The 24,123-nt window shown below is 72.8% G+C and carries 23 protein-coding genes and 2 pseudogenes; 16 read left to right on the forward strand and 9 right to left on the reverse strand.

The window, feature by feature from the left end; all coding sequences use genetic code 11:
• Window positions 1–250: 250 nt before the first annotated feature.
• From typA to OM98_RS07960, 3 genes are read left to right on the forward strand one after another with little or no spacing between them, the layout of a single operon-like run.
• A complete protein-coding gene (gene typA / locus OM98_RS07950; protein ID WP_010534079.1) occupies window positions 251–2,173 on the forward strand; it encodes a translational GTPase TypA in 1,923 nt (640 codons plus the stop codon).
• 19 nt (window positions 2,174–2,192) lie between these two features.
• Window positions 2,193–2,606 (forward strand): hypothetical protein, encoded by a 414-nt coding sequence (locus OM98_RS07955; RefSeq protein ID WP_010534080.1) that lies wholly within the window; start codon window positions 2,193–2,195, stop codon window positions 2,604–2,606.
• The gene (locus tag OM98_RS07960) at window positions 2,603–3,190 is read left to right on the forward strand and encodes a CDP-alcohol phosphatidyltransferase family protein (protein WP_010534081.1); all 588 of its coding nucleotides are present in this window, start codon (window positions 2,603–2,605) and stop codon (window positions 3,188–3,190) included. The genes OM98_RS07955 and OM98_RS07960 overlap by 4 nt, the downstream gene beginning before the upstream one ends.
• Here OM98_RS07960 and OM98_RS15205 read toward each other — a convergent pair.
• On the reverse strand, window positions 3,129–3,401 hold the full coding sequence (locus tag OM98_RS15205; RefSeq protein WP_139017653.1) for a putative acetyltransferase: 273 nt from the start codon (window positions 3,399–3,401) through the stop codon (window positions 3,129–3,131). The genes OM98_RS07960 and OM98_RS15205 overlap by 62 nt on opposite strands.
• A gap of 158 nt (window positions 3,402–3,559) precedes the next feature.
• On the opposite strand from OM98_RS15205, the gene fdxA reads away from it, so the two are divergent.
• From fdxA to OM98_RS14530, 7 genes and pseudogenes are all read left to right on the forward strand, one after another.
• Window positions 3,560–3,880, forward strand: a complete 321-nt coding sequence (gene fdxA, locus OM98_RS07965) for a ferredoxin (protein WP_010534083.1) — start codon at window positions 3,560–3,562, stop codon at window positions 3,878–3,880.
• A 37-nt stretch (window positions 3,881–3,917) separates the two neighbouring features.
• Window positions 3,918–5,087 (forward strand): succinyldiaminopimelate transaminase, encoded by a 1,170-nt coding sequence (gene dapC / locus OM98_RS07970; protein WP_010534084.1) that lies wholly within the window; start codon window positions 3,918–3,920, stop codon window positions 5,085–5,087.
• 82 nt (window positions 5,088–5,169) lie between these two features.
• Window positions 5,170–6,567 carry a citrate synthase gene (locus tag OM98_RS07975; RefSeq protein ID WP_010534085.1) on the forward strand — a complete coding sequence of 466 codons (1,398 nt, stop codon included), beginning with the start codon at window positions 5,170–5,172 and terminating at the stop codon, window positions 6,565–6,567.
• A 200-nt stretch (window positions 6,568–6,767) separates the two neighbouring features.
• Window positions 6,768–8,894 (forward strand): pyruvate formate lyase family protein, encoded by a 2,127-nt coding sequence (locus OM98_RS07980; RefSeq protein ID WP_010534086.1) that lies wholly within the window; start codon window positions 6,768–6,770, stop codon window positions 8,892–8,894.
• A 116-nt stretch (window positions 8,895–9,010) separates the two neighbouring features.
• A pseudogene (locus tag OM98_RS16380) lies at window positions 9,011–9,196 on the forward strand (glycine radical domain-containing protein); the annotation flags it as partial.
• The gene (gene pflA, locus OM98_RS07990) at window positions 9,196–10,035 is read left to right on the forward strand and encodes a pyruvate formate-lyase-activating protein (RefSeq protein ID WP_010534088.1); all 840 of its coding nucleotides are present in this window, start codon (window positions 9,196–9,198) and stop codon (window positions 10,033–10,035) included. The pseudogene OM98_RS16380 and the gene pflA, both read left to right, overlap by 1 nt.
• Window positions 10,036–10,121: 86 nt before the next feature.
• Window positions 10,122–10,762 (forward strand): annotated as a pseudogene (locus OM98_RS14530) (SAM-dependent methyltransferase).
• A gap of 9 nt (window positions 10,763–10,771) precedes the next feature.
• Here the strand turns inward: OM98_RS14530 and OM98_RS08000 are convergent.
• The 3 genes from OM98_RS08000 to OM98_RS08010 all read right to left on the reverse strand — a co-directional run bounded on the left by OM98_RS08000 (window position 10,772) and on the right by OM98_RS08010 (window position 13,644).
• A complete protein-coding gene (locus OM98_RS08000) occupies window positions 10,772–11,644 on the reverse strand; it encodes a hypothetical protein (RefSeq protein ID WP_010534090.1) in 873 nt (290 codons plus the stop codon).
• A gap of 70 nt (window positions 11,645–11,714) precedes the next feature.
• Window positions 11,715–12,698, reverse strand: a complete 984-nt coding sequence (dapD, locus tag OM98_RS08005) for a 2,3,4,5-tetrahydropyridine-2,6-dicarboxylate N-succinyltransferase (protein WP_010534091.1) — start codon at window positions 12,696–12,698, stop codon at window positions 11,715–11,717.
• A 10-nt stretch (window positions 12,699–12,708) separates the two neighbouring features.
• Window positions 12,709–13,644 carry a hypothetical protein gene (locus OM98_RS08010; protein ID WP_033195121.1) on the reverse strand — a complete coding sequence of 312 codons (936 nt, stop codon included), beginning with the start codon at window positions 13,642–13,644 and terminating at the stop codon, window positions 12,709–12,711.
• 67 nt (window positions 13,645–13,711) lie between these two features.
• Here OM98_RS08010 and OM98_RS08015 point away from each other — a divergent pair, with 67 nt between their 5' ends.
• The 5 genes from OM98_RS08015 to OM98_RS15210 all read left to right on the forward strand — a co-directional run bounded on the left by OM98_RS08015 (window position 13,712) and on the right by OM98_RS15210 (window position 17,934).
• Window positions 13,712–15,526, forward strand: coding sequence for an FAD/NAD(P)-binding protein (locus OM98_RS08015; protein WP_010534093.1), 1,815 nt, complete (start codon window positions 13,712–13,714; stop codon window positions 15,524–15,526).
• Window positions 15,527–15,598: 72 nt separating this feature from the next.
• On the forward strand, window positions 15,599–16,750 hold the full coding sequence (gene dapE, locus OM98_RS08020; protein WP_010534094.1) for a succinyl-diaminopimelate desuccinylase: 1,152 nt from the start codon (window positions 15,599–15,601) through the stop codon (window positions 16,748–16,750).
• Window positions 16,747–17,481, forward strand: a complete 735-nt coding sequence (locus tag OM98_RS08025) for an LOG family protein (RefSeq protein ID WP_010534095.1) — start codon at window positions 16,747–16,749, stop codon at window positions 17,479–17,481. Before dapE ends, OM98_RS08025 begins: the two co-directional genes overlap by 4 nt.
• A complete protein-coding gene (locus tag OM98_RS08030; protein ID WP_010534096.1) occupies window positions 17,478–17,681 on the forward strand; it encodes a hypothetical protein in 204 nt (67 codons plus the stop codon). The genes OM98_RS08025 and OM98_RS08030 overlap by 4 nt, the downstream gene beginning before the upstream one ends.
• Before the next feature lie 82 nt (window positions 17,682–17,763).
• Window positions 17,764–17,934: a DUF3117 domain-containing protein gene (locus tag OM98_RS15210; RefSeq protein WP_010534097.1), complete on the forward strand. Its 171-nt coding sequence runs from the start codon at window positions 17,764–17,766 to the stop codon at window positions 17,932–17,934.
• Between the two features lie 117 nt (window positions 17,935–18,051).
• On the opposite strand, the gene OM98_RS08035 is transcribed toward OM98_RS15210, so the two are convergent.
• On the reverse strand, window positions 18,052–18,705 hold the full coding sequence (locus OM98_RS08035; protein WP_010534098.1) for an O-methyltransferase: 654 nt from the start codon (window positions 18,703–18,705) through the stop codon (window positions 18,052–18,054).
• 205 nt (window positions 18,706–18,910) lie between these two features.
• Between OM98_RS08035 and OM98_RS08040 the strand changes: the two genes are divergently transcribed.
• Window positions 18,911–19,333, forward strand: a complete 423-nt coding sequence (locus OM98_RS08040; protein WP_010534099.1) for a twin-arginine translocase TatA/TatE family subunit — start codon at window positions 18,911–18,913, stop codon at window positions 19,331–19,333.
• Between the two features lie 43 nt (window positions 19,334–19,376).
• Here the strand turns inward: OM98_RS08040 and OM98_RS08045 are convergent, their stop codons facing one another.
• Genes OM98_RS08045 through OM98_RS08060 form a run of 4 tightly spaced genes read right to left on the reverse strand, consistent with a single transcriptional unit; the run spans window position 19,377 to window position 24,104 of the window.
• Complete coding sequence (locus OM98_RS08045; RefSeq protein WP_010534100.1) at window positions 19,377–20,534, reverse strand: Mrp/NBP35 family ATP-binding protein; 1,158 nt, start codon at window positions 20,532–20,534, stop codon at window positions 19,377–19,379.
• Entirely contained in the window at window positions 20,531–21,199 is a 669-nt protein-coding gene (locus OM98_RS08050; RefSeq protein WP_010534101.1) for a DUF1003 domain-containing protein, read from the reverse strand. The genes OM98_RS08045 and OM98_RS08050 overlap by 4 nt, the downstream gene beginning before the upstream one ends.
• Before the next feature lie 2 nt (window positions 21,200–21,201).
• Entirely contained in the window at window positions 21,202–22,524 is a 1,323-nt protein-coding gene (locus OM98_RS08055; RefSeq protein WP_033195123.1) for a magnesium transporter MgtE N-terminal domain-containing protein, read from the reverse strand.
• Window positions 22,521–24,104 (reverse strand): aminopeptidase P family protein, encoded by a 1,584-nt coding sequence (locus OM98_RS08060; RefSeq protein WP_010534103.1) that lies wholly within the window; start codon window positions 24,102–24,104, stop codon window positions 22,521–22,523. Before OM98_RS08060 ends, OM98_RS08055 begins: the two co-directional genes overlap by 4 nt.
• Window positions 24,105–24,123 lie beyond the last annotated feature (19 nt).

Consider the following 24,123-nt stretch of genomic DNA (forward strand, 5'->3'; position numbering starts at 1 on the left):
TCGGATAGCGCGCCGTTATCCGACACGAACGTGACGGGGGTCCGTGCATTCCCGCGCACTCGTGACGGAGGTGCGCGGTGGCGCGCGGAGCGTGCAGGAGGTGATGTGTGTCGTGTGCAGGAGGTCTGCCATCGCCCCGCGGTGCGGTGCTCGATAGACTCGCGAAGGCCCCAGCGGGGTCGCGCCGCCTGGTGCGACCGGCACGGACGGGCCGCACCCTGACCTGCGACCCGGAAACGAGCTGCCCCGCATGACCCTTCGTCACCGCACCGACCTGCGCAACGTCGCCATCGTGGCCCACGTCGACCACGGCAAGACCACCCTCGTGGACGCCATGCTCCAGCAGGGCGGCGCCTTCGGGGAGCGCGACAAGCACGACGACCGGGCGATGGACTCCGGCGAGCTGGAGCGCGAGAAGGGCATCACCATCCTCGCCAAGAACACGGCGATCCGGTACACCGGCCCCTCCGCCGCGGCCGCCGGCGAGCCCGAGGGCATCACCATCAACGTGATCGACACCCCCGGCCACGCCGACTTCGGCGGCGAGGTCGAGCGCGGCCTGTCCATGGTCGACGGCGTCGTGCTGCTGGTGGACGCCTCCGAGGGCCCGCTGCCGCAGACCCGCTTCGTGCTGCGCAAGGCGCTGGCCGCGAAGCTGCCCGTGATCCTCGTGGTCAACAAGGTCGACCGCCCCGACGCGCGCATCGACGACGTCGTCGGCGAGGCCACCGACCTGCTGCTGGGCCTGGCCGAGGACCTCTCCGACGAGGTCCCCGACCTCGACCTGGACGCGCTGCTGGACGTGCCCGTCGTCTACGCCTCCGGCAAGGCCGGCCGCGCCAGCACCGACAAGCCGGCCGACGGCACCCTCCCGGACTCCGAGACCGTGGAGCCGCTGTTCAAGACCATCCTCGAGTCGATCCCCGCCCCGAGCTTCGACGACGAGGTGCCGCTGCAGGCCCACGTCACCAACCTCGACGCCTCCCCGTTCCTGGGCCGCCTCGCGCTGCTGCGCATCAAGAACGGCGAGCTCACCAAGGGGCAGCAGGTCGCCTGGTGCACCCAGCACGGCACCACCAAGACCGTGAAGATCACCGAGCTGCTGGAGACCAAGGGCCTCTCCCGCGAGCCGATGACCCGCACCGCCCGTCCCGGCGACATCGTCGCCGTGGCCGGCATCCCCGACATCATGATCGGCGAGACCCTCGCCGACGTCGAGGACCCGCGCCCGCTGCCGCTGATCACGGTCGACGAGCCCGCGATCTCCATGACCATCGGCATCAACACCTCCCCGCTGGCTGGCAAGAACGGCAAGGGCCACAAGCTCACCGCCCGTCAGGTGAAGGACCGCCTGGACGCCGAGCTGGTGGGCAACGTATCCCTGCGCGTGCTGCCCACCGACCGCCCCGACGCCTGGGAGGTGCAGGGCCGCGGCGAGCTGGCACTGGCCATCCTCGTCGAGCAGATGCGTCGCGAGGGCTTCGAGCTGACCGTCGGCAAGCCGACCGTGCTGACGCGCGAGATCGACGGCAAGACCCACGAGCCCGTCGAGCGGATGATCGTGGACGTGCCCGACGAGTTCCTCGGCACCGTCACCCAGCTGATGGCATCCCGCAAGGGCCGCATGGAGACCATGAGCAACCACGGCTCCGGCTGGGTGCGCATGGAGTTCGTGGTGCCCTCGCGCGGCCTGATCGGCTTCCGCACCCGCTTCCTCACCGAGACCCGCGGCAACGGCATCGCCTCCTCCTACGCCGACGGCTTCGAGCCGTGGATGGGTGCGATCGAGTTCCGCTCCACCGGCTCCCTGGTGGCGGACCGCCCCGGCGCGGTGACCCCCTACGCGATGATCAACCTGCAGGAGCGCGGCTCCTTCTTCGTCGAGCCCACCAGCGAGGTGTACGCCGGCCAGGTCGTCGGAGAGAACTCCCGCAACGAGGACATGGACGTCAACATCACGAAGGAGAAGAAGCTGACCAACATGCGCGCGGCCTCGGCGGACTCCTTCGAGAACCTGGTCCCGCCGCGCAAGCTCACCCTCGAGGAGTCCCTCGAGTTCACCGGCGAGGACGAGTGCGTCGAGGTGACCCCGCAGATCGTGCGCATCCGCAAGGTCATCCTCGACACCGGCGAGCGGGCCCGTGCCCGCTCCCGCGCCAAGGCCGGCGCCTGACCCGCGAGGCGATCCCCTCGTGAGCCCTGCCGCCGGATCGTCCGATCCCCTGACCGAGCGTCTCGGTCAGGGGGCGGTGGCGATCCTGCCGGCGATCATCTCCGTGCTGCTGATGATCACCACGCACCGCCTGCGGGTGGAGCTCGGCGGGGTCGAGCTGCCCGTGGGGCTGCTCCTCGGCGCCGCCTATCAGGTGCTGACCTGTGTGTTCCTCTGGGCGGTGACCGCCTCTCGGCTGCCGCTGGTGATCCTCGGCGGGCTCTGGGGCCTGCTGTCGATGCCCTTCCTCGGCAACGGCGTCGGCGGCGGCGTGCTGATGCCGGGCGCGCTCGGCGAGCAGCCGCAGTACTCCGGCTGGATCGTGCAGCTGCTCGGCGTGGGCATCCCCTTCCTGGCGGCGGGCCTGCTGAGCCTGCGCCGGAGGGGGCGATGACCGCCCCGGTGCCGCACCGCTCCGACTGGGCGACGATCCCCAACGCCGTCACCCTGCTGCGGTTGGTGCTGCTGGTGCCCGTCTGCGTGCTGCTGGTCGACGGCGGCCCCGACACCCTGGCGGTGCTGCTCCTGCTCGTCTGGGCCTCCACCGACTGGGTGGACGGACTGCTGGCCCGCGCCCTGCACCAGACCTCCCGGATCGGGGCGATCCTCGACCCGATCGCCGACCGTATCGGCGTGATCGGGATCGTGCTCTCCCTGGCCGTGGCCGGTCTGCTGCCCTGGGCGGCGCTGGTCCTCATCGTGCTGGCCGACGCCGTGATGGCCGCGCTGGCCAGCTCCGCCGCGCTCGGCGGTCGGCTCCACGTCTCCTGGCTCGGGAAGATCCGCACCGCCCTGATCATGGCCTCGGTGCTGCTGCTGGCGGCCGCCGCGGCCTGGGCGCCCGGGGCCGTCCCGGCCGTGCAGGTGATGCTGTGGATCGGGGTCGGCCTGCACCTGGTGACCGCCGCGGACTACGTCATCCGGGCTCGTCGGGTACCCGCCGCCGCGGCGGGGGAGGGACCTCCTTCGCGGCGATGACCAGCGCCCGCGGCACGTCCACGCTGCCGCGGCGGGTCATCACCCGCACGCTCGCCTCACCGACCTGCTCGACGCTGCCCAGCGCATCGGTCATCGACTCCCCGCGCGGGGCCTCGGCGCGCGGTATCGCGTAGCGCAGCACCACCCGTCGGCCCGGCACCAGGAACGGGGCCCAGCCGGCGCGGGCACGGGGCGCGGGGTCCGGGGTCATGGCGGGCACGCTACGGCACCGCCGGGGGAGCGGGGAGCGGCGTCGGGGCCCGTGTTCCTCCGGTCACGTCCGGTTCACGATGCGCCATCGGAGGCGGCCTTCGAGGGTCATAAGGTGCGATGATGGATGCCGTCTCCCGACGGAAGGAAGCCGACCCCATGACCTACGTCATCGCCCTGCCCTGCGTCGACGTCAAGGACCGGGCCTGTGTCGACGAATGCCCCGTGGACTGCATCTACGAGGGCAACCGCTCCCTGTACATCCAGCCCGACGAGTGCGTGGACTGCGGTGCCTGCGAGCCGGTGTGCCCCGTCGAGGCGATCTACTACGAGGACGACGTGCCCGACGAGTGGGCCGAGTTCTACCAGGCCAACGTCGAGTTCTTCGACGAGCTGGGCGCCCCCGGCGGCGCCGCCAAGATGGGCGTCATCGAGAAGGACCACCCCATCATCGAGGCCCTCCCTCCCCAGGGCGAGTGACCCTCCCGGCCGGTCGCGGTCTGGGACAATGGTCGCCATGAGCACCGCCCCGTCCGCGACCTCCGCCCGGCGGCCCCTGGCCGACCGGCTGCCCTCCTTCCCCTGGGACGCCCTGGCCCCCGCGAAGCAGCGCGCCGCCGCCCATCCGGACGGCCTCGTGGACCTCTCGGTCGGCACCCCCGTGGACCCGACTCCCGCCTCCGTGCAGCAGGCCGTCGCCGCCGCCGCGGACAGCCCCGGCTACCCGACGACCATCGGCACCCCCGCCCTGCGCGAGGCCCTGGTGGACTTCGTGCACCGCCACCGCGGCGCCCCCGCCTCGATCGACGTCGACGCGGTGCTGCCCACGGTCGGCTCCAAGGAGCTGGTCGCGCACCTTCCCTTCCAGCTCGGCATCGGGCCCGGCGACGCCGTCGGCTTCCCCGCCATCGCCTACCCCACCTACGACATCGGCGCCCGCTTCGTGGGCGCCGAGCCGGTCCCGCTGGACCTGGTGGCCCTCGCCGAGCACGGTGACGCGGCCCTGCCCGACCCGGGGCTGGCCGCGCGGCTGCGCCTGCTGTGGCTGAACTCCCCCTCGAACCCCACCGGTGAGGTGCTCACCGCCGGGCAGATGGCCGCCCTGGTCGCCTGGGCGCGGGAGCGCGGCATCGTCGTCGCCTCCGACGAGTGCTATGCCCTGCTGCCCTGGGACGTCGCCGAGGTCCCCTCCGTGCTGGACGACCGGGTCAGCGGCGGCTCCCTGGAGGGCGTGCTGTGCGTGTACTCCCTGTCCAAGCAGTCCAACCTGGCCGGGTACCGCGCCGCCTTCGTCGCGGGGGACCCGGCGCTGGTGGGGGAGCTGCTGGCCATCCGCAAGCAGGCCGGGATGATGCTGCCCGGCCCGATGCAGGCCGCCATGACCGCGGCCCTGGCCGACGACGCAGCGGTGGCCGCCCAGCGCGAGGTCTACCGGACCCGCCGGGCGCTGCTGGCCCCGGCCCTGCGCGCCGCCGGCGGGGAGATCCCCGCCTCCCCGGCGGGCCTGTACCTGTGGACCACCTTCGGTGAGGACGCGATGACCAGCGTGGACCGGCTGGCCGACCTCGGTGTGCTGGTGGCTCCGGGGATGTTCTATGGTGAGGGGGGCGCGGAGTTCGTCCGCGTCGCCCTGACGGCGAGCGATGAGCGCATCGCCGCCGCGGCCGATCGCCTCGCGGGCGCCTGACCGCCCCGCCCGGGGCGAGCCGCCCCGCACCACCCGCCCCTCGGGGCGCAGCCCGGATCCGACCATGCACGACGGAGAGCCCATGGATCAGCAGAGCCCGACCTCCCAGCTCCGCCACGGCGAGCAGACCCTCGACCTCGAGACGATTCCCGCCGTCGAGGGCAACCCCGGCATCTCGATCGCCCCGCTGCGCAAGGAGACCGGTGCGGTCACCTTCGACCCGGGCTTCATGAACACCGCCAACGCCCGCTCCGCGATCACCTACATCGACGGCGACGAGGGCATCCTGCGCTACCGCGGCTACCCGATCGAGCAGCTCGCCGAGCACTCCAGCTTCCTCGAGGTCGCCTACCTGCTGATCTATGGCGAGCTGCCCACCGGCGGCCAGCTCGACAACTTCACCGCCTCGGTGGAGCGGCGCACCCTGCTGGACGAGCGCTTCAAGCGCCTGTTCGACCACTACCCGCGCGACGCCCACCCGATGGCCGTGCTGCAGGCCGGGGTGTCGGCCCTGTCCACCTTCTACCAGGACTCCCTCAGCCCCTTCGACGAGGAGCAGGTGCGGCTGTCCTCGGTGCGGCTGCTGGCCAAGGTGCCCACCATGGCCGCCTACGCCCACCGCATCGCCCAGGGCCACGCCCTGCTGTACCCGGACAACCGGCTCTCCCTGGTGGAGAACTTCCTGCGCCTGACCTTCGGCTTCCCCGTCGAGGAGTACATCGCCGACCCCGTCGTGGTGCGCGCGATGGAGCAGCTGCTGATCCTCCACGCCGACCACGAGCAGAACTGCTCCACCTCCGCGGTGCGCCTGGTCGGTTCCGCCCAGGCCGACCTGTTCACCTCGATCTCCGCCGGCATCGGCGCCCTCTCCGGCCCCGCCCACGGCGGCGCCAACGCGGCCGTGATGGAGATGCTGAACCAGATCCGCGACGGCGGCATGGACCCGCGCCAGTTCATGGAGAAGGTCAAGAAGAAGGAGGACGGGGTGCGCCTGATGGGCTTCGGGCACCGCGTCTACAAGAACTACGACCCCCGCGCGAAGTTCGTGAAGAAGATCGCCGATGACGTGCTGGAGCGCCTCGGCGTGCACGACGAGCGCCTGGAGCTGGCCATGCAGCTCGAGGAGATCGCGCTGAAGGACGACTACTTCATCGAGCGCAAGCTCTACCCGAACGTGGACTTCTACACCGGCATCATCTACAAGGCCATCGGCTTCCCCACCCAGATGTTCACGGTGCTGTTCGCCATCGGCCGGCTGCCGGGCTGGATCGCCCAGTGGCAGGAGATGGTGCACGACCCGGAGACCAAGATCGGGCGCCCCCGCCAGCTCTACACCGGCAGCCCCGAGCGGCAGTACCAGTCGATGGAGGCCCGCACCGGCACCACCGAGCTGCGCCTCGAGCAGCTCGCCTCGGAGCTGCAGGAGCAGCACCGCGCCCACCAGGAGCAACTCGCCAAGGAGCGCCGCCTGGACCACTGAGGCCCGCTCTCCCCTGCGTGCAGCGCCCCTTCCCGGACCGCCGGGAGGGGGCGCTTCCCATGTGACGGGGGTCACGACGTCGTCGCTGGTGGCGCAGGACCTTCCGCCCCGGAGGCGTCCACATCGCGGACCTAGCCTGGATCCATCACGGAGGGCCAGGTCCCGACGGGCCCTCCGGTCCCGTATCGAGGAGGATCCCCATGACGTCCGCGACCACCGATCGACCGCTCACCGAGCCCGTCGCCGAGCCCACCCCGCGTGATCCCTGGGAGGGCTTCGTCCCCGGGCCCTGGCAGGAGCAGATCGACGTCCGCGACTTCATCCAGCGCAACTACGAGCCCTACGAGGGCGATGCCGCCTTCCTCGCCGGGCCCACCGAGAAGACCCTCGCCGTCTGGGACACCCTGCAGAACACCTACCTCGCCGAGGAGCGCCGCCGCCGGGTGTACGACGTGGACACCCACACCCCGGCCGACGTGGACGCCTTCGACGCCGGATACATCAGCGACCAGGACGACGTGATCGTCGGCCTCCAGACCGACACCCCGCTCAAGCGCGCCATGATGCCCAACGGCGGCTGGCGCATGGTCGAGACCGCGATCACCGAGGCCGGCAAGGAGATCGACGAGGACGTCAAGAAGGTCTTCACCCGCTACCGCAAGACCCACAACGACGCCGTCTTCGACATCTACACCCCGCGCATCCGCGCGGCCCGCTCCTCCCACATCGTCACCGGCCTGCCCGACGCCTACGGCCGCGGCCGCATCATCGGCGACTACCGGCGGCTCGCCCTCTACGGCGCCGACACGCTCATCGCCGACAAGAAGGTCGCCAAGGACGCCGTGGTGGACCAGCCCTTCAGCGAGCACTGGGCCCGCTACCGCGAGGAGCACTCCGAGCAGATCAAGGCCCTGCAGAAGCTGATCCGCCTGGGCGACAGCTACGGTCTGGACCTGCGCCGGCCCGCCGCCACCGCCCAGGAGGCCGTGCAGTGGACCTACATGGCCTACCTCGCCTCCGTGAAGAGCCAGGACGGCGCCGCGATGTCCATCGGCCGCCTCTCCGGCTTCCTGGACGTCTACTTCCAGCGCGATCTCGCCGCCGGCACGATCACCGAGACCGAGGCCCAGGAGATCATCGACGCCCTGGTCATCAAGCTGCGCATCGTGCGCTTCCTGCGGACCATCGACTACGACCAGATCTTCTCCGGCGACCCCTACTGGGCCACCTGGTCCGATGCCGGCTTCGGCACCGACGGTCGTCCGCAGGTCACCAAGACCTCCTTCCGCCTGCTGCAGACCCTGCGGAACCTCGGCCCCGCCCCGGAGCCGAACATCACCATCTTCTGGGACCCGGCCCTGCCCGCCGGCTACAAGGAGTTCTGCTCGGCCGTCTCCATCGAGACCTCCTCGATCCAGTACGAGTCCGACGAGCAGATCCGCGACCGCTGGGGCGACGACGCCGCGATCGCCTGCTGCGTCTCCCCGATGCGGGTGGGCAAGCAGATGCAGTTCTTCGGGGCCCGCGTGAACGCCGCCAAGTCCCTGCTGTACGCCATGAACGGCGGCCGCGACGAGGTCAGCGGGAAGCAGATCACCCCCGAGGGCATGGTCACCCCGGTCGCCGGCGACGGCCCGCTGGACTTCGAGGAGGTCTGGCAGAAGTACGAAGAGATGCTGGACTGGGTGGTGGGCACCTACGTGGAGGCCCTGAACATCATCCACTACAGCCACGACAAGTACGCCTACGAGGCCGTCGAGATGGCGCTGCACGACAGCGACATCGTGCGCACCATGGGCTGCGGCATCGCCGGGCTGTCGATCGTCGCCGACTCCCTGGCCGCCATCCGCTACGCCACCGTCACCCCGGTGCGGGACGAGACCGGCCTGATCGTGGACTACGTGACCGAGGGCGACTTCCCCCGCTACGGCAACGACGACGACCGTGCCGACGACATCGCCGCCACCATCGTCCACACGGTGATGAGCAAGATCAACGAGATCCCGATGTACCGCGACGCGATCCCGACCCAGTCGGTCCTGACCATCACCTCGAACGTGGTGTACGGCAAGGCCACCGGCTCCTTCCCCTCGGGCCACCGGGCCGGCACCCCCTTCGCCCCGGGCGCGAACCCGGAGAACGGCGCCGACTCCCACGGGATGGTCGCCTCGATGCTCAGCGTCGGCAAGCTCGACTACCAGGACGCCCTGGACGGCATCTCGCTGACCAACACCATCACCCCGCAGGGCTTGGGTCGCACGAAGGACGAGCAGGTCACCAACCTGGTCGGCATCCTCGACTCCGGCTTCATCATCGACGAGGACTGACCGCCCCGGTCAGCCGTTTCCCACACCGCTCACCCACCAGGAGGAACCCCATGAGCACCAAGACCTACGCCGAGCGCCTCGCCTCCATGCAGGCCAACCGCGCCGAGCACCACGCCGACTCCGGCCTGTTCCACGCGAACATCAACGTCCTGAACAAGGACACCCTGCTGGACGCGATGGAGAACCCGGAGAACTACCCGAACCTCACCGTGCGGGTCTCCGGCTACGCCGTCAACTTCGTCAAGCTCACCCGCGAGCAGCAGCTGGACGTGCTCGACCGGACCTTCCACCAGAGCGCCTGATGACGACCACCCTGGGCGTGCCCTCCGTCCGGCGCTCCGGCGCCGGCACGGAGGGCATGGCGCAGGCGGCGCTCGAACGCTCCGAGCGGCTGCAGGCGATCCGTGCGGGCACCCTCGCCTCCGTCCACTCCTGGGAGCTGGTCACGGCCGTGGACGGCCCCGGCACCCGGCTGACCGTGTTCTTCGCGGGCTGCCCGCTGCGCTGCGTGTACTGCCACAACCCCGACACGATGGAGATGCGCCGCGGCCAGGACGTGGAGCTCGCCGAGATCGTGCGCCGGATGCGCCGCTACCGCCGCGTGTTCACCGCCTCCGGAGGCGGCATCACCCTCTCCGGCGGGGAGGTGCTGATGCAGCCGGCCTTCGCCCGCAACGTGCTGCGCGAGGCGAAAGCGATGGGCATCCACACCGCGATCGACACATCCGGCTTCCTCGGCGCCGTCGCCACCGACGACTTCCTGGGGGACGTGGACCTGGTGCTGCTGGACGTGAAGTCCGGCACCGAGGAGACCTACCAGGCCCTCACCGGCCGTCACCTGCAGCCCACCATCGACTTCGGGGACCGGCTCGCCGCGGGCGGCACCGCCATCTGGGTGCGCTTCGTGGTGGTGCCCGGCTGGACCGACAGCGAGGAGAACGTCGAGCACGTCGCCGACATCGTCGCCCGCTGGAGCGACGTGGTCGAGCGCGTCGAGGTGCTGCCCTTCCACAACATGGGCCAGGACAAGTGGGACTCGCTGGGGATGGAGTACAAGCTCCGCGACGCCCAGCCCCCGAGCACCGAGGTCGTGGAGCGCATCCGCGGCCAGTTCCGCGCCCGCGGGCTGACCGTCCACTGAGTCGCCGGCCCCGGGCGGGGAGGATCGCAAAATCCCTGGCCGGGGGTGCTCCGCCGCGACATCATCACCTCATGGATGAGGACGAGATCGCGCGCCAGCAGCGGCTGTGGGACGAGGAGATCGCCCAGGGCTACGACACCCCCGGCACGGGGGCCTTCGCCCCCGAGGTGCTCGGACCCACCGTGCTGGTGCTGGCCGAGCTCGCCGGGGACGGGCCCGCCCTCGAGCTCGCGATCGGCACTGGCCGCGTCGCGATCCCGCGCGGGCGGGGGAGGGGTTCTCCCTGGTCTACCTGGTCTTCAACACGATCGGGAACCTGCTCACCCAGGAGGCGCAGGTCGACTGCTTCCGCAATGCCGCCCGCCACCTCGCCCCGGGCGGGCGCTTCGTGGTCGAACTGGGGGTGCCGCAGCTGCGCTCCCTCGCCCCCGGGCACGGCGGCGTCCTCGAGGTCAGCGAGCCCGGCTACCTGCTGGTGGACACCGTGGACCCGCTCGCCCAGCAGCTGGTCTCCCACCACGTGTGCTTCGACGCCGATCTGGAGGGGAGTCGGCAGGCACATCTCGCCCGCACCCCGCACCGCTACGTCCGGCCCTCCGAGCTGGACCTGATGGCGCGCCTGGCCGGGATGCGCCTCGAGCACCGCTGGGCCGACTGGGACCGCAGCCCCTTCACCGGCGAATCCCGCAGCCACGTCTCCGTGTACCGGCTGGCCGAGACCTCCTGAGCCGGGCGCTCAGCCCCCGGCGACGAGGACGACCACCGCGTCGGGGTCGCCGCCCTCGATGCTCGCCCAGGACTGGGCGTCCTCGCCGCGCAGGGAGCGGTCCCAGGTGCGGCCCGCGTAGCTGACCTGCACCACCGCGTGCTCCGCGGCCTGGGCCACGGCCCAGTTCGCGACCGACCAGCCGATGTCGTCCTCGCCGCCCACGTCGATCACCAGGGCCGTAGCGCCGGAGCCCTCGGGGCGCTGCGGGGCGGCCTCCGCGCCCTCCAGGGAGGCGCTGATCCGGCCGGACTCCGTCATCCGGGGGAACTGCCGCTCCAGCTCGGAGCGGACCGCCTCGGGGGTGCCGACGCCGTCCACGTCGTCCAGGATGCACACCAGGTTCGCCCCCGACTGGCCGGTGAGCGCCGAGGCGTAGAGGCGGCCCTCGGTCTCGTGGTCGCGGTAGGCCTCCGGGTGCCCGCTGCGCTGCACCTGCTGGGCGACGTCGTTGATGTCGGCGCTCTCGTAGCCGTCGATCTCCACCAGGGCGTCGTAGAAGGCGTTGGTCGAGTAGACCGGGTCGAGGATCTCCTCGACGCTGCCCCAGCCCTGCGAGGGCCGCTGCTGGAACAGGCCCACCGAGTCCCGGTCGCCGTGCTCGATGTTCTGCAGCTGCGACTCCTGGTAGGCGGTGGCCAGGGCGATCGACGCCGCCCGCGGGGGCAGGCCCCGGTCCACCGCGACCGCGCTGATCAGCGCCGCGTTCGCCACCCGGTCGGTGGTGTAGCGGTGGCTGGTGTCCAGTCCCGTGGCGGTGCAGGTGCCGGCGTGGGCGGGGGAGCCGTAGCGCTGCAGAGCCATGTAGGAGCCGCCCGCGATGCCGCCGAAGACCAGGATCATGACGCACGGCAGGACCAGGTGGCGCGCGGCACCACCCGGTCGCTGCCGGCGGCTGGTCACGGGGCGGGGGTCAGTTCGTGTGCAGGGCGTCGTTCAGGGCGACGGTCTGGCCCTCGCGGGCCACGACCTCCACTGCGCCGCTCAGCGAGTTGCGACGGAACAGCAGGTTCGGCACGCCCGAGAGGTCGCGGGCCTTGACCGTGTGCGGCTCCGCGCCGTCGCCGCGTTCGCCGACCACGACCACCTTGGTGCCCGCGGTGACGTACAGCCCGGCCTCGACCACGCAGTCGTCGCCCAGGGCGATGCCGATGCCGGCCTCGGCGCCCACCAGGGAGCGCTTGCCGATGCGGACCCGCTGGGTACCGCCGCCGGAGAGGGTGCCCATGGTGGATGCACCGCCGCCCACGTCGGAGCCGTCCTCCACGATGACGCCCTGGGAGATGCGGCCCTCGATCATCGAGATGCCGAGCGTCCCGGCGTTGAAGTTCACGAAGCCCTCGTGCATGACGGTGGTGCCCTCGGCGAGGTGCGCGCCCAGGCGCACGCGGTCGGCGTCGCCGATGCGCACGCCGGTGGGCATCACGTAGTCGACCATCCGGGGGAACTTGTCGACGCTGAACACGGTCGGGGTGCGGCCCGCGGCGATCAGGCGCAGGCGGGTCTCCTCGAAGCCGGCGACGGCGCAGGGGCCCTCGGAGGTCCATACCACGTTGGTGAGCCGGCCGAACAGGCCGTCGAGGTTCTGGGCGTTGGGGACCACCAGGCGGTGGGAGAGCAGGTGCAGGCGCAGATAGGCGTCGGCGGCGTCGGCGGGGGCGGCGGCCAGGTCGAGGGCGCGCACCACCACCTCCTGGGTGGTGCCGCGCACCTCGTCGGCGCGAGCAGAGGCCTCGAGCTGCGCGTGCAGCGGCTGCGCGGTCACGTCGGCGGGGGCCTCGCCCGGCTGCGGAGCCGGGTACCAGACATCGAGGGTGGAGCCGTCGGCGGCGAGGGTGGCCAGGCCGATGCCCCAGGCGTGGGTGGGGGCGGCGGGGTCGGTCGTCGGGGTGCTCATGGCCCCGATTCTACGGAGCGGGGCTTTCCCCGTCCCGGCCCGCGGGTGTGACCTGGGCCGGGTCCAGCGCTTTGCCCAGCCACTCGACGGCGGCGGCGCGGCGGACCAGCAGCTCCAGGCGACGGGTGCGCAGCGAGGACAGTGCCATCGCCACGATGAAGGCCGCGACGCCGCCGCCGAAGCAGCCCAGCGCCACCTCCACCAGGCCCGGGTTCTCGCGGGAGAGCAGGGTGACCAGCAGGATCGCTGCGCCGATCACGACGGCCAGCAGCGCTGCACCGATCAGCAGGGTCGGGCCGAGCACGGCGAGGATCGTGGGCGCGGGGGAGAGGCGCTGCAGCGGACGCCGCACCGGGATGCCCCGGCCCAGTTGGCCCGGCCGGGCGCAGGCCCAGTCCAGCAGGGCGCGGTCCCGGCGGCGGGTCGCGACTGTCCCCACCAGCGCGGCCAGCAGCAGTGCCGCGACCGTCACCGCGGCCCAGGCCAGCAGCGGGCGCGTCGCGCCAGCCCAGCCCTCGCCGCCGAGGCCCATCCCCAGCCAGACCAGGGCGAGCACCCCGGCGGCAGCGAGAACCAGCAGCAGCCCCTCCAGGATCCGCAGCGGGACCTGCCGGGCCGCGTGCTCGGCGTCGGCCGCGGAGACGATCTCGTCCTCGACCACCTCGGCGCCCTCCTCGATCACCACCCGGCGCTCCGCCGCCAGGCCCTGCACGAAGGCGTCCAGGTCGTCGCCCGCACGCAGCCCGGGGGCGTAGCGATCCCGCTGCGCCGCGGTGAGCCAGGCCGTCAGCACGGTCGCATCGGCCAGCGCCCGTTCCCGCGGCAGCGCATCGGAGCGTGCCAGCGCCCGCAGCCGCGAGGCCGCACGCCCGGGCAGCAGCCCACCCCGGTGCGAGGAGGCGGAGTGCTGCAGGTGACGCGGCGGGGTGGTCGGCGGCTGGCGCATGCGCACATCGTCGCAGAACACCCCCGCCCCGTCCTGTCCCGGCCCCGATCCGCGCGATACTGGGGGGATGACCTCCCCCTCCGCGCCCAGCCGAACCGTCGCCGTGATCGGTGCCGGGCCGCGGGGCACCGCGATCGTGGAGCGCCTGGTGGCGGCCTCCACCCTCGGGGACTGGCAGGGACGGCTCACCGTGCACCTGATCGACCCGCAGGTGGGGCGCGGCGGCGCGGTCTGGCGGCACGACCAGCCCGAGGTGCTGCTGATGAACACCGCCACCTGCCAGACCACCATGTACCCCGACGCGAGCTGCCACCCAGCCCTGCCGCTGCTGCACGGCACCACGCTCGCCGACTTCCTCGCCGCCGAGGGCTACGCCCCCGCCGACGTCGCCCCCCGCGCCGCCCACGGCCGCTACCTCGCCCACGTGCTCGCCACCGCCGAGGCCGACGCCGACCCCGCCCGCCTGCGCATCGTCCGCCACGCCGCCGAGGTGGTCGACGTGACCGGACCGGCCGAGGGCGCCCAGCGAGTCCGCCTGGACGACGGCCGCGTGCTCGCCGTCGACGCCGTCGCCCTGCCGCTGGGCCACCTCGCCACCGCCCCCGGACCCCGCTCGCAGCAGTACGCCGACGCCGCCGCGCGCCACGACCTGATCCACCTGGGCCCCGCCAACCCCCTGGAGCTGGACTACCGGGCGCTGCTGGGCCGCGAGGCCATCGCCGTGGCCGGGATGGGCCTGAACTTCTACGACCTGATCGGGATGCTCACCCACGCCGCCGGCGGCGTCTTCGAGGAGGACCCCTCCGCCCCCTCCGGCCTGCGCTACCTGCCCGGCGGCGGCGAGCCCCGCCTGGTCGTAGGCTCCCGCTCCGGCATGGTCTACCGGCCCAAGCCCGACCTGCGCCCCGAGCTGCCCGCCCCGTACACCCCGCAGGTGCTCACCTCCGAGCGGGTGCTGGACCTCGCCGTGCGCCCCGCCGGCGTCGACCACGAGCGGGACGTGATGCCGCTGATGCTCGCCGAGCTGCGCGCCGCCCTGCGCTCCGTCGGCGCACACCACCTCGCCACCGACGAGGCCCTCGTGCACCTGCTGTTCCCGCTCGGCCGACGCGGCGGCGCCACCGACGAGCCCCACCGCCTCACCCGCGAGGTGCTGCGCGACTCCCTGCGCGCCGCCACCGAGCCCGACCCCGTCTGGGTGCTCGTGTTCCGGGTGCTCAGCGCCCTGCGGGTCCAGGTCAACCGCCTCATCGACCTCGGGGCGTACACCACCGACAGTGTCCGCCGCGACATCGACGGGCACCTGCGCAACGCCTTCGCCTCCTGGGCCTCCGGCCCGCCCGTGTCGCGGGTGCGGCAGCTGCTCGCGCTCGAGGAGGCCGGGCTGGTGCAGTTCCTGGGCTCCCGCATGCACGTCGACATCGACGAGGAGGCCGGCCGCTTCGCCGTCCGCGGCGGGGACAACCCGCCCGTGCTGTGCGAGGGCATCGTCGAGGCGCACCTGCCGCCCGTGGACCTCCCCGCCTACCGGAGTCCTCTGCTGGGTGCCTGGCGCGAGCGCGACGAGGTGCAGAAGGACTCCTGGGCCTCCCGCGGCAGCGGGCGCCGCCTGCTGACCGGCTCCATCGCCGTGGACGGGCTGTACAGCCCCATCGGTGCCGACGGCACGGTCCACGAGCGGCGGTTCCTGCTCGGCGTGCCCGTCTCCACCGCCCAGCCCGGCTCCGCCATCACCGCCGAGCCCGACAGCTCCGCCCAGCTGCTGCGCCACGCCGAGGCCGTCGCGCTGCGCCTGGCGATGATCGGCGGCGCCCTGAGCGCCGGCGCCGGGGCGGGCGCCTCCGGGCACGGCCCCGGGACCGTGCTCGCCCCCGCCCGCTGAGTGCGGCGGACCTCCCCGTCCTCCCCGGACGTCGCGCCCCGCACCTTTCCGCCTCGGTGGCAGGATGAGGACATGAGCAGCCCCGCCGCCCCCGCCCCGGACACCCCCGTGCTGGACCCGCACGCCGACATCGTCGACCTCACCGCCGCCGTCGTCGACGTGCCCTCCGTCTCCGGGGACGAGCGAGCGCTCGCCGACGCCGTCGAGCAGGCGCTGCGCACCCACGCCCCGCACCTCGAGGTGATCCGCGACGGCGACACCGTCATCGCCCGCACCCACCGCGGCCTGCCGCAGCGCATCCTGCTGGCCGGCCACCTGGACACCGTGCCGATCGCCGGCAACGTCCCTTCCACCCGGCGCGTCCGGGAGGGGCGCGAGGAGCTGGTCGGCCGCGGCAGCTGCGACATGAAGGGCGGCGTGGCCGTCTTCCTCAAGGGCGCCGTCGAGGCCACCGACGCCGCCGTCGACCTCACCTGGATCTTCTACGACCACGAGGAGGTCGCGGCGGCCGAGAACTCCCTCACCCGGATCGCCGCCGAGCACCCCGAGTACCTCGCCGCCGACCTCGCGATCCTCGGCGAGCCCACCATCGCGGGCATCGAGGGCGGCTGCAAGGGCACCATGAAGCTCGAGGTCGCCGCCCACGGCGTCGCCGCCCACTCCGCCCGCGACTGGGTGGGTGACAACGCCATCCACCACCTCGGCGCCGTGCTGCGCCGCCTGGAGGACTACGAGGCCCGGCGTGCCGTGATCGACGGGCTCGAGTACCGCGAGTGCCTCAACGCCGTCCTGATCGACGGGGGCATCGCGGGCAACGTGATCCCCGACCGGGCCGTGGCCACCCTCAACTACCGCTTCGCCCCCGACACCTCGATCGAGCAGGCCGAGGCGCACGTGCGCGAGCTGCTGGCCGACCTGCCCGTCGAGGTCACCGTCACCGACGCCGCCCCCGGCGCCCTGCCCGGCCTGGACACCCCCGCCGCCCGGCAGGTGCTGGAGGCGCTCGGCGAGGACGTACGGGTGGACGCCAAGCAGGGGTGGACCGATGTGGCCCGCTTCGCGCCGCTCGGCGTGCCCGCCGTGAACTTCGGCCCCGGCGACCCGCTGCTCGCCCACACCGCCGACGAGCACGTGCCCTACGCCGACCTCCGCGCCACCCTGGACGGGCTGCGCCGCATCCTCGCCCCCGCGGGCACGGAACCGGGCGATACGCTCGGCGCATGAACGCCACCGACGACCGCCACCGCAAGGGACCCGTCACCCTCAGCGGGCGCCACCGCCCCGACCGCACCACCGACCAGCGGCTGCTGGAGGAGTCCGGTCCCGGCGACTGGGTCCACTCCGACCCCTGGCGGGTGCTGCGCATCCAGTCCGAGTTCGTCGAGGGCTTCGGGGCGCTCGCCGAGCTGGGCCCGGCCATCTCCATCTTCGGCTCCGCCCGCACCCCCGCCGACCACCCGGACTACGCCTGCGCCGAGGAGATCGCCCGCGGCGTCGTCGACATGGGCTACGCGGTGATCACCGGCGGTGGCCCCGGCATCATGGAGGCCGGCAACCGGGGAGCCCAGGAGGCCGGCGGCACCTCCGTGGGTCTCGGCATCGAGCTGCCCCACGAGCAGGGCATGAACCGCTATGTCGACCTCGGCGTCGACTTCCGCTACTTCTTCGCCCGCAAGACCATGTTCGTGAAGTACTCCAGCGGCTTCGTGGTGATGCCCGGCGGCTTCGGCACCTTCGACGAGCTCTTCGAGGCGGTCTGCCTGATGCAGACCCACAAGATCCGCATGTTCCCCGTCGTGCTGGTGGGCCGCGACTACTGGCAGGGCCTGCTGGACTGGATCTCCACCGCGGTGCTGGACCGCGGCATGATCGGCGAGGGCGACGTGGAGCAGCTGCGCGTGGTGGACTCCGCCGAGGAGGCCCTCGCCGTGCTGCGGGAGGCTGCGGGCCGATGACCGCCGTCTCCGCGATGGTGCTGGTGCTGCTGGGCACCGCCCTCGTGGTCGCGGTCGCAGCGGTGCTGGTCGCCGCCGGTCGGGTGGGGGAGGGGATCTCCCTGCCCGCGCGCACGCCCCGGAGGACTCGCCGGGAGCCCGCCGCCGTGCCTGCGCCCACCGCCGACGAGACCCGCGACGACGCAGGTCCGCGGACCTGAGATAATGGCCACCGTACCCGGGCTGTCCGGGGTCCCGACCCGGGGCCCTGCCGGGGACCGCGACACCACCAAGGAGGCACGCATGGCCGCTATGAAGCCGCGCACCGGGGACGGTCCGCTCGAGGTCGTGGAGGAGGGACGCAGCATCATCATGCGCGTCCCGCTCGAGGGTGGCGGCCGCCTGGTCGTCGAGATCGCCGCGTCCGAGGCCGTCTCCCTGCGGGACGCCCTCCAGGGCGTCATCAAGGAGTGATCCGCGACCTCGCGACCTGAGCTCGCCCGTCGAGCCTGATGGCCCTGCACCCCCGGGTGCGGGGCCGTCGCCGTCTTTGGGGTCTGTGCGGTTCCGCGCCTCGCGGGGTGCGGGGGCTCAGCCGCGCAGGACCGCCGCGAGCACCCCGTCGCCGCTGCCGGTGAGCGCCGTGATCAGGTCCTCGGACTGCTCGACCTCGCGCAGCAGCTCGCGCACCGCACGGGTGGCGGCGTCGCGGGCGGTGGGGTCGGCGACCCGGTCGTGGAACAGTGCGTGGGGGATCACCAGCACGCCGCCGGGCCGCAGCAGCCGCGTGGCATGGGCCAGCAGCTCGGGCGCGTGGTCGGCGTGGGCCGGGAAGGACACCAGGTCGTAGGCGTGATCGGTGAGGCGGCCGACGACGTCGCGGGGGGAGCCGGCGATGGTCCGCACCCGCGCCGGGCGGATCTTCGCCTCGGTGAAGGACTCGCGGGCCGCGCGCTGGTTCTCGACCTCCGGGTCGATGGTGGTCAGCACGCCCTCGGGGTGCATCCCCGCCAGCAGGTACAGGGAGCCGACGCCGCTGCCGGTGCCGATCTCCACGGCGGACCGGGCCTGAACGGCCGCGGCCAGCACCCGCATCAGGGCGCCCGCGCCGGGCAGCACCGGGGTGGCCCCCAGCTCGTTGCCACGCTCGCGGGCACGCGCGAGCACCCCGGTCTCGGGGAACAGCGTCGCCTCGTCGACGAACTCCTCGCCGTGGGCCCAGCTGGCCACCTTTCCCGATGCCATGGGATGCCCTTCCTTCCTCGCCCCGCACCCGGTGCCCCCGCCCCTCGGCGGGACCGGTCGACGCGACCGGCCCAGCCTACGTCAGGCGGTCCCCGCTCCCGGACTCTCCCCGGATCCCTCTGCCATAATGGCTCCGCGGAATCCGCGCCACCCCGGGGCGGAGCAGTGCGAGGCCGGCCCGGACCCGGCAGGAACAGGTGATGACGTGAGCTTCTTCGGGCTGCAGGGCTGGGAGCCCGTCGTCCTGCTCATCATCTTCGTGATCATCATCGGCCCCCAGCGCCTCCCGGAGTACACGCGCAACGTCGTGCGCTGGGTGCGCTCGGCCCGCCAGTGGGTGGACGAGTCCCGCGCCTCCGTCGAGGACGAGATGGGCATCGCCATCGACGACCTGCGCAAGTACGACCCCCGGCAGTACGACCCCCGCCGCATCATCCGCGAGGCCTGGGGCGACACCAATCCCGAGGAGCTGCTGCCCTCCAAGGAGTCCCTGAGCGTGGCCGCCGGCGGCGCGGCCGCGGGCACCGCCGCCTCCCGCCGGAAGTCCTCCGGCGGCGCGAAGTCCGGCTCGAAGACGGCCAAGGGCGAGGGCCCGCAGCGGGCCCCCTGGGACCCCGAGGCCACCTGAGCCGACCGCGCGGACCGCGCCGTGGGTCAGCCCCGCGCGACGATCAGTTCCGGGCGACCGAGATCGGCAGCTTCATCCCTCCGAGCCCCCGGGGCCGACGCACCAGCGAGCGCGCCACCTGCCGCAGCGCCTGCGCGGCGGGGGAGTCCGGCTCCGAGACCACCAGCGGCACACCGCGGTCGGCGCCCTCGCGCAGGGCCGGCTCCAGCGGGATCCGCCCCAGCACCGGCACCTCATGGTCCACTGAGCCCGCGAGGGTCTCCGCCACCCGGTCGCCGCCGCCGCTGCCGAACACGTCCATCACGGAGCCGTCGGGCAGGGTCAGCCCTGCCATGTTCTCCACCACCCCGGCGATGTCCTGCTCCGTGGAGGAGGCCAGGGAGCCGACCCGCTCCGCCACCGAGGCGGCGGACTGCTGGGGCGTGGTCACCACGACCATCTGCGCCCCCGGCAGGATCTGCGCGACCGAGATCGCGACGTCCCCGGTGCCGGGCGGCAGGTCCAGCAGCAGCACGTCCAGGTCGCCCCAGAACACGTCCGAGGCGAACTGCTCGATGGCCCGGTGCATCTTCGGGCCGCGCCACACCACGGCCTGCCCCTCGGGCACGAACATGCCGATGCTCATCACCGCGACGCCGTGCGCCTGCGGCGGCATCAGCAGGTCGGAGACCTTCGTGGGCTGCTCGTCGATGCCGAACATGCCGGGCATCGAGAAGCCGTGGATGTCGGCGTCGATCACGCCCACCCGCAGCCCGTCCGCGGCCATCGCCGCCGCCAGGTTCGCGGTCACCGTGGACTTGCCGACCCCGCCCTTGCCGGAGGAGATCGCGAGCACCCGGGTGAGGTTCCCGGGCTGGTTGAAGGGGATCTGGCGACGGCCCTGACGCAGCCGGTTGGTGAGCTCGCGGCGCTGCTCCTCGGTCATCGCGGTGGAGTCGACCTCGACCCGGGTCAGGCCCGGGACGGTGGCGGTGGCCTCGGCGGTGTCCTGCTCGATGCGGTCCCTCATGGGGCAGCCCTCGATGGTCAGCAGCACCCGCACCCGGGCGATGCCCTCCTCGTCGACGCTGACCTCGTCCACCATGCCCAGCTCGGTGATGGGCCGGTGGATCTCGGGGTCGATCACCCCGGTGAGGGCCTGATGGATCTGGGTGACGCGGTCGTCCGCGGGTGCGGTCTCCGTCGTCTCGGTGGTGGTCATTCCGGGGTCTCCTCCCTCGGGTGTCGGGGCGCGGCGGCCGCCCGCTCGCGGGCGGTGAGGGCCGCGTCGATCTCCTCGCGCAGCAGGGCGCGCAGCATGGCGTGGTGCGTGCCCTGCCCGCTGTCATCGGCGGACCCGGCATCGCCGGGGGACCGCGGGGCCTGCTCGCGGGCGTCCTCGGCCTCGTCCTCCAGCTCCTGCAGCAGGTCGCGCAGCTCGCCGCGGACGAAGTCGCGGGTGGCGACGTCGTTCAGGGCCAGCCGCAGGCCCGCGATCTCGCGGGTGATGAAGTCGGTGGTGGCGTGGTTGCGCTCGTTGGACTGGCGGTCCTGCTCGGCCTGCACCCGGTCGCGGTCCTCCTGGCGGTTCTGCGCCAGCAGCAGCAGCGGCGCCGCGTAGGAGGCCTGCAGCGACAGGATCAGGGTGAGCAGGGTGAAGTTCATGGCCCGCGGGTCGAACTGCGCGGCCTCCGGGGCCAGCGTGTTCCACGCCAGCCACACCGCACAGATCAGGGTCATCCCCAGCAGGAAGGCGGGGGTGCCCATGAAGCGGGCGAAGGCCTCGGCGACGCGGCCGAAGGTGTCTCCGCCCAGGGGGTTGCGCACCAGCGCCCGGCGGCGTGGCGAGGGGTCGTCGAGGGAGGAGGAGGGCTTGCGCTCGGCCATGCTCACCCCTTCCCGTTCGCGCGGGCGGTGGCGCGGGCGATCTCGCTGAGGTCGATCTGGCCCGTGGTGGGCACCGGTTCGTCCTGCTCACGCCAGTCGTCGGGCAGCACGTGGTCCAGCACGTCGTCGACGGTGACCGCGCCCAGCAGGCGCCCGTCCTCGTCGATCACGGGGATCGAGACCAGGTTGTAGGTGGCCATCTCGCGGGTCACCTCGGACAGCGGCGCGCTGGGGGCGACGGCCGCGCGGTCCTGGTCGATGAGGTCCCCGACGCTGCGGTCCGGGGGCTCGCGCAGCAGCTGCTGGAAGTGCACGATGCCGACCAGCTTGCCGGTGGGCGTCTCCAACGGGGAGCGGCATACGTGCACGGTCGAGGCCAGCGCGGCGTGCAGCTCCTCGCGGCTGATCATCGCCAGGCAGTGCGCGACCGGCGTCTCGGGGGAGACCACCAGAGGCTCGGTGGTCATCATGCCGCCGGCGGTGTACTCGTCGTAGGCCAGCAGACGGCGGACGTCCTCGGCCTCCTCCGGCTCCATCAGCTCCAGCAGCTCGGTCGCCACCGTCTCCGGCAGCTCCTGCACCAGGTCCGCGGCGTCGTCGGGGTCCATCGCGTCCAGGATCTCGGCCGCGCGCTCCGCGTCCAGACCGGTCACGAGGTCCACGCGGGCGTCCTCGGGCAACTCCTCGAGCACGTCGGCGAGGCGCTCGTCGGCGAGCTCCCCGGCCAGCTCCACGCGCCGCTTCGGGTCCAGCTCCAGCAGGATCTCCGCGAGGTCGGCAGGGTTGAGGTCCTGGTAGGAGGCGGCCAGCAGGTGCGCGGACTGCTCGGCCTGGGTGCCATAGAGCCCGGTCACCTCGTGCGCCGGCACCGTGAGGGTCTCCCCGCGGGTCATCAGGCGGCTCAGCGAGGAGCCGCGCTTGCGGCGCCGCACGTGCAGCCGGGAGATGTACCAGTCGCGGTGGCGGTCTTGGTCCAGGGCGATGTCCTCGACGGTGGCCTCGCCGCTGCCGTCCGTGAAGGTCACCACGCGGTCCAGCAGGTCGCCGATCACCAGCAGCTCGCCGCTGCGCTTCTCGAAGCGGCGCACGTTCAGCACGCCGGAGGAGATCACCTGGCCCGAGGTGATCGAGGTGACGCGGGTGATCGGCAGGAAGACGCGCTTCTTGCCGGGGACCTCCACCACGAAGCCGACGGCGCGGGCGCCGGCGCGGGGCTGCGGCACCACCACCACGTCACGGATCTTCGCCACCACGTCCCCGATCGGGTCGAAGACGGTGGTGCCGGCCAGGCGGGCGGCGTAGAAGCGCTGCAGGTTGGAGCTCACCCCCACAGACTAGCGATCCACGCCTCCACCTCGTCGGCCGTGCGGGGCGCCGCGGACGAGAGGTTCTCCACCCCGTCCTCGGTCACCAGCACGTCGTCCTCGATGCGCACGCCGATGCCGCGCAGCTCCGGCGGCACCAGCTGATCGTTCTCCTTGAAGTACAGGCCCGGCTCGATGGTGAAGACCATGCCCGGCACCAGCTCGGCGTCCAGGTACATCTCGCGGCGGGCCTGCGCGCAGTCATGCACGTCCAGGCCCAGGTGGTGGCTCGTGCCGTGGACCATCCAGCGGCGGTGCCACTGCCCCTCGGGGGCCAGGGACTCCTCGGCGGTGCCCGGCAGCAGGCCCCACGCCTCCAGCCGCGCGGCGATCACGCCCATCGCGGTCTCGTGAAGCTCGCGGAAGCGCATGCCCGGCTTCGCGACGGCGAACACGGCGTCGGCCGCCCCCAGCACCGCCTCGTAGACCCGGCGCTGCTCCGCGGTGTACGTGCCCGAGACGGGCAGGGTGCGGGTCACGTCCGCGGTGTACAGCGAGTCGATCTCGACGCCCGCGTCGATCAGCACCAGCTCGCCCTCGCGGACGGCGCCGTCGTTGCGGATCCAGTGCAGGGTGCAGGCGTGGTCGCCCGCCGCGGCGATGGTGTCGTAGCCGACGCCGTTGCCCTCGGCGCGGGCCGCGGCCGCGAAGGTGCCCTCGATGACCCGCTCGCCGCGGCGGTGGGCGACGGCGGCGGGCAGCTCCCGCACCACGTCCTGGAAGCCGCGGATGGTGGCGTCCACGGCCGCGCGCATCTGCTCGATCTCGTAGGCGTCCTTGACCAGGCGCTGCTCGGAGGCGGTCTCGGCCAGGTGCGCGGCCTCCTCGGCGGCCTCGTCCCCGCCGGGCAGGCCGTTCTGGGTGCGGATCTCCTCGACCATCGCCTCGACGCCCGCGTCGACCTGCGGCATCACGGTGAGGGAGAGCTGGGCGCCGACGTCCTTGGCCAGGTGGTCTCGCAGCTCGTCGATGTGGCGCACCTCGATGCCCAGCCGCTGCCCGGCCTCGATCAGGGTGGGACGGCGACCCACCCACATCTCGCCGTAGCGGGCGTCGGCGTAGAACTCGTTGCTGTCGAAGCCGGCGCGGGGGCGGAAGAAGTAGGTCGCCTCGGCGCGCTCGGGGTCCTCCGCGGAGGGCTCCACGACCAGCACGCTGTCCGGCTCCTCGTCGGTGCCCAGCCCCGAGTAGTAGGCGAAGGCGGTGTCGGGGCGGAAGGGGTAGTCGGTGTCGTTGGAGCGCACCTTCAGCACGCCTGCCGGCAGCACCATGCGGGTGCCGGGGACCGAGCGCACCAGGGCGTCCCGGCGGGCGGGGGTGTATGCGGTGCTGGGCAGCGGCTCGGCCTCGGGCACCGTCTCGTCCCAGCCGGAGGCGATGAAGCGACGGAACTGGTCGCTGGTGGGGCGCTGCGAGCGGGAGTCGCCGCGGGAGGCGAGCTCCGTGGCGCGGTCCTCGTCCGGGGTGGCCCCGGCGGTGTCGGCGGCGGGGATGGGCTGGGTCTGGGGCTGCTCCGTGGTCACCGATCGATCGTCCCACATCGCGAACTACCCTGGGTCC

This window comes from Brachybacterium squillarum M-6-3 (assembly GCF_000225825.1).
GTDB classification, from domain to species: Bacteria; Actinomycetota; Actinomycetes; order Actinomycetales; family Dermabacteraceae; genus Brachybacterium; species Brachybacterium squillarum.

Excerpts from the sequence above, each read along its gene's own strand:
- typA (WP_010534079.1), top strand. The coding sequence starts at position 251 with ATGACCCTTCGTCACCGCACCGACCTGCGCAACGTCGCCATCGTGGCC.
- OM98_RS07960 (WP_010534081.1), top strand. The coding sequence starts at position 2,603 with ATGACCGCCCCGGTGCCGCACCGCTCCGACTGGGCGACGATCCCCAAC.
- OM98_RS15205 (WP_139017653.1), bottom strand. The coding sequence starts at position 3,401 with ATGACCCCGGACCCCGCGCCCCGTGCCCGCGCCGGCTGGGCCCCGTTC.
- fdxA (WP_010534083.1), top strand. The coding sequence starts at position 3,560 with ATGACCTACGTCATCGCCCTGCCCTGCGTCGACGTCAAGGACCGGGCC.
- dapC (WP_010534084.1), top strand. The coding sequence starts at position 3,918 with ATGAGCACCGCCCCGTCCGCGACCTCCGCCCGGCGGCCCCTGGCCGAC.
- OM98_RS07975 (WP_010534085.1), top strand. The coding sequence starts at position 5,170 with ATGGATCAGCAGAGCCCGACCTCCCAGCTCCGCCACGGCGAGCAGACC.
- OM98_RS07980 (WP_010534086.1), top strand. The coding sequence starts at position 6,768 with ATGACGTCCGCGACCACCGATCGACCGCTCACCGAGCCCGTCGCCGAG.
- pflA (WP_010534088.1), top strand. The coding sequence starts at position 9,196 with ATGACGACCACCCTGGGCGTGCCCTCCGTCCGGCGCTCCGGCGCCGGC.
- OM98_RS08000 (WP_010534090.1), bottom strand. The coding sequence starts at position 11,644 with ATGATCCTGGTCTTCGGCGGCATCGCGGGCGGCTCCTACATGGCTCTG.
- dapD (WP_010534091.1), bottom strand. The coding sequence starts at position 12,698 with ATGAGCACCCCGACGACCGACCCCGCCGCCCCCACCCACGCCTGGGGC.
- OM98_RS08010 (WP_033195121.1), bottom strand. The coding sequence starts at position 13,644 with ATGCGCCAGCCGCCGACCACCCCGCCGCGTCACCTGCAGCACTCCGCC.
- OM98_RS08015 (WP_010534093.1), top strand. The coding sequence starts at position 13,712 with ATGACCTCCCCCTCCGCGCCCAGCCGAACCGTCGCCGTGATCGGTGCC.
- dapE (WP_010534094.1), top strand. The coding sequence starts at position 15,599 with ATGAGCAGCCCCGCCGCCCCCGCCCCGGACACCCCCGTGCTGGACCCG.
- OM98_RS08025 (WP_010534095.1), top strand. The coding sequence starts at position 16,747 with ATGAACGCCACCGACGACCGCCACCGCAAGGGACCCGTCACCCTCAGC.
- OM98_RS08030 (WP_010534096.1), top strand. The coding sequence starts at position 17,478 with ATGACCGCCGTCTCCGCGATGGTGCTGGTGCTGCTGGGCACCGCCCTC.
- OM98_RS15210 (WP_010534097.1), top strand. The coding sequence starts at position 17,764 with ATGGCCGCTATGAAGCCGCGCACCGGGGACGGTCCGCTCGAGGTCGTG.
- OM98_RS08035 (WP_010534098.1), bottom strand. The coding sequence starts at position 18,705 with ATGGCATCGGGAAAGGTGGCCAGCTGGGCCCACGGCGAGGAGTTCGTC.
- OM98_RS08045 (WP_010534100.1), bottom strand. The coding sequence starts at position 20,534 with ATGACCACCACCGAGACGACGGAGACCGCACCCGCGGACGACCGCGTC.
- OM98_RS08050 (WP_010534101.1), bottom strand. The coding sequence starts at position 21,199 with ATGGCCGAGCGCAAGCCCTCCTCCTCCCTCGACGACCCCTCGCCACGC.
- OM98_RS08060 (WP_010534103.1), bottom strand. The coding sequence starts at position 24,104 with ATGTGGGACGATCGATCGGTGACCACGGAGCAGCCCCAGACCCAGCCC.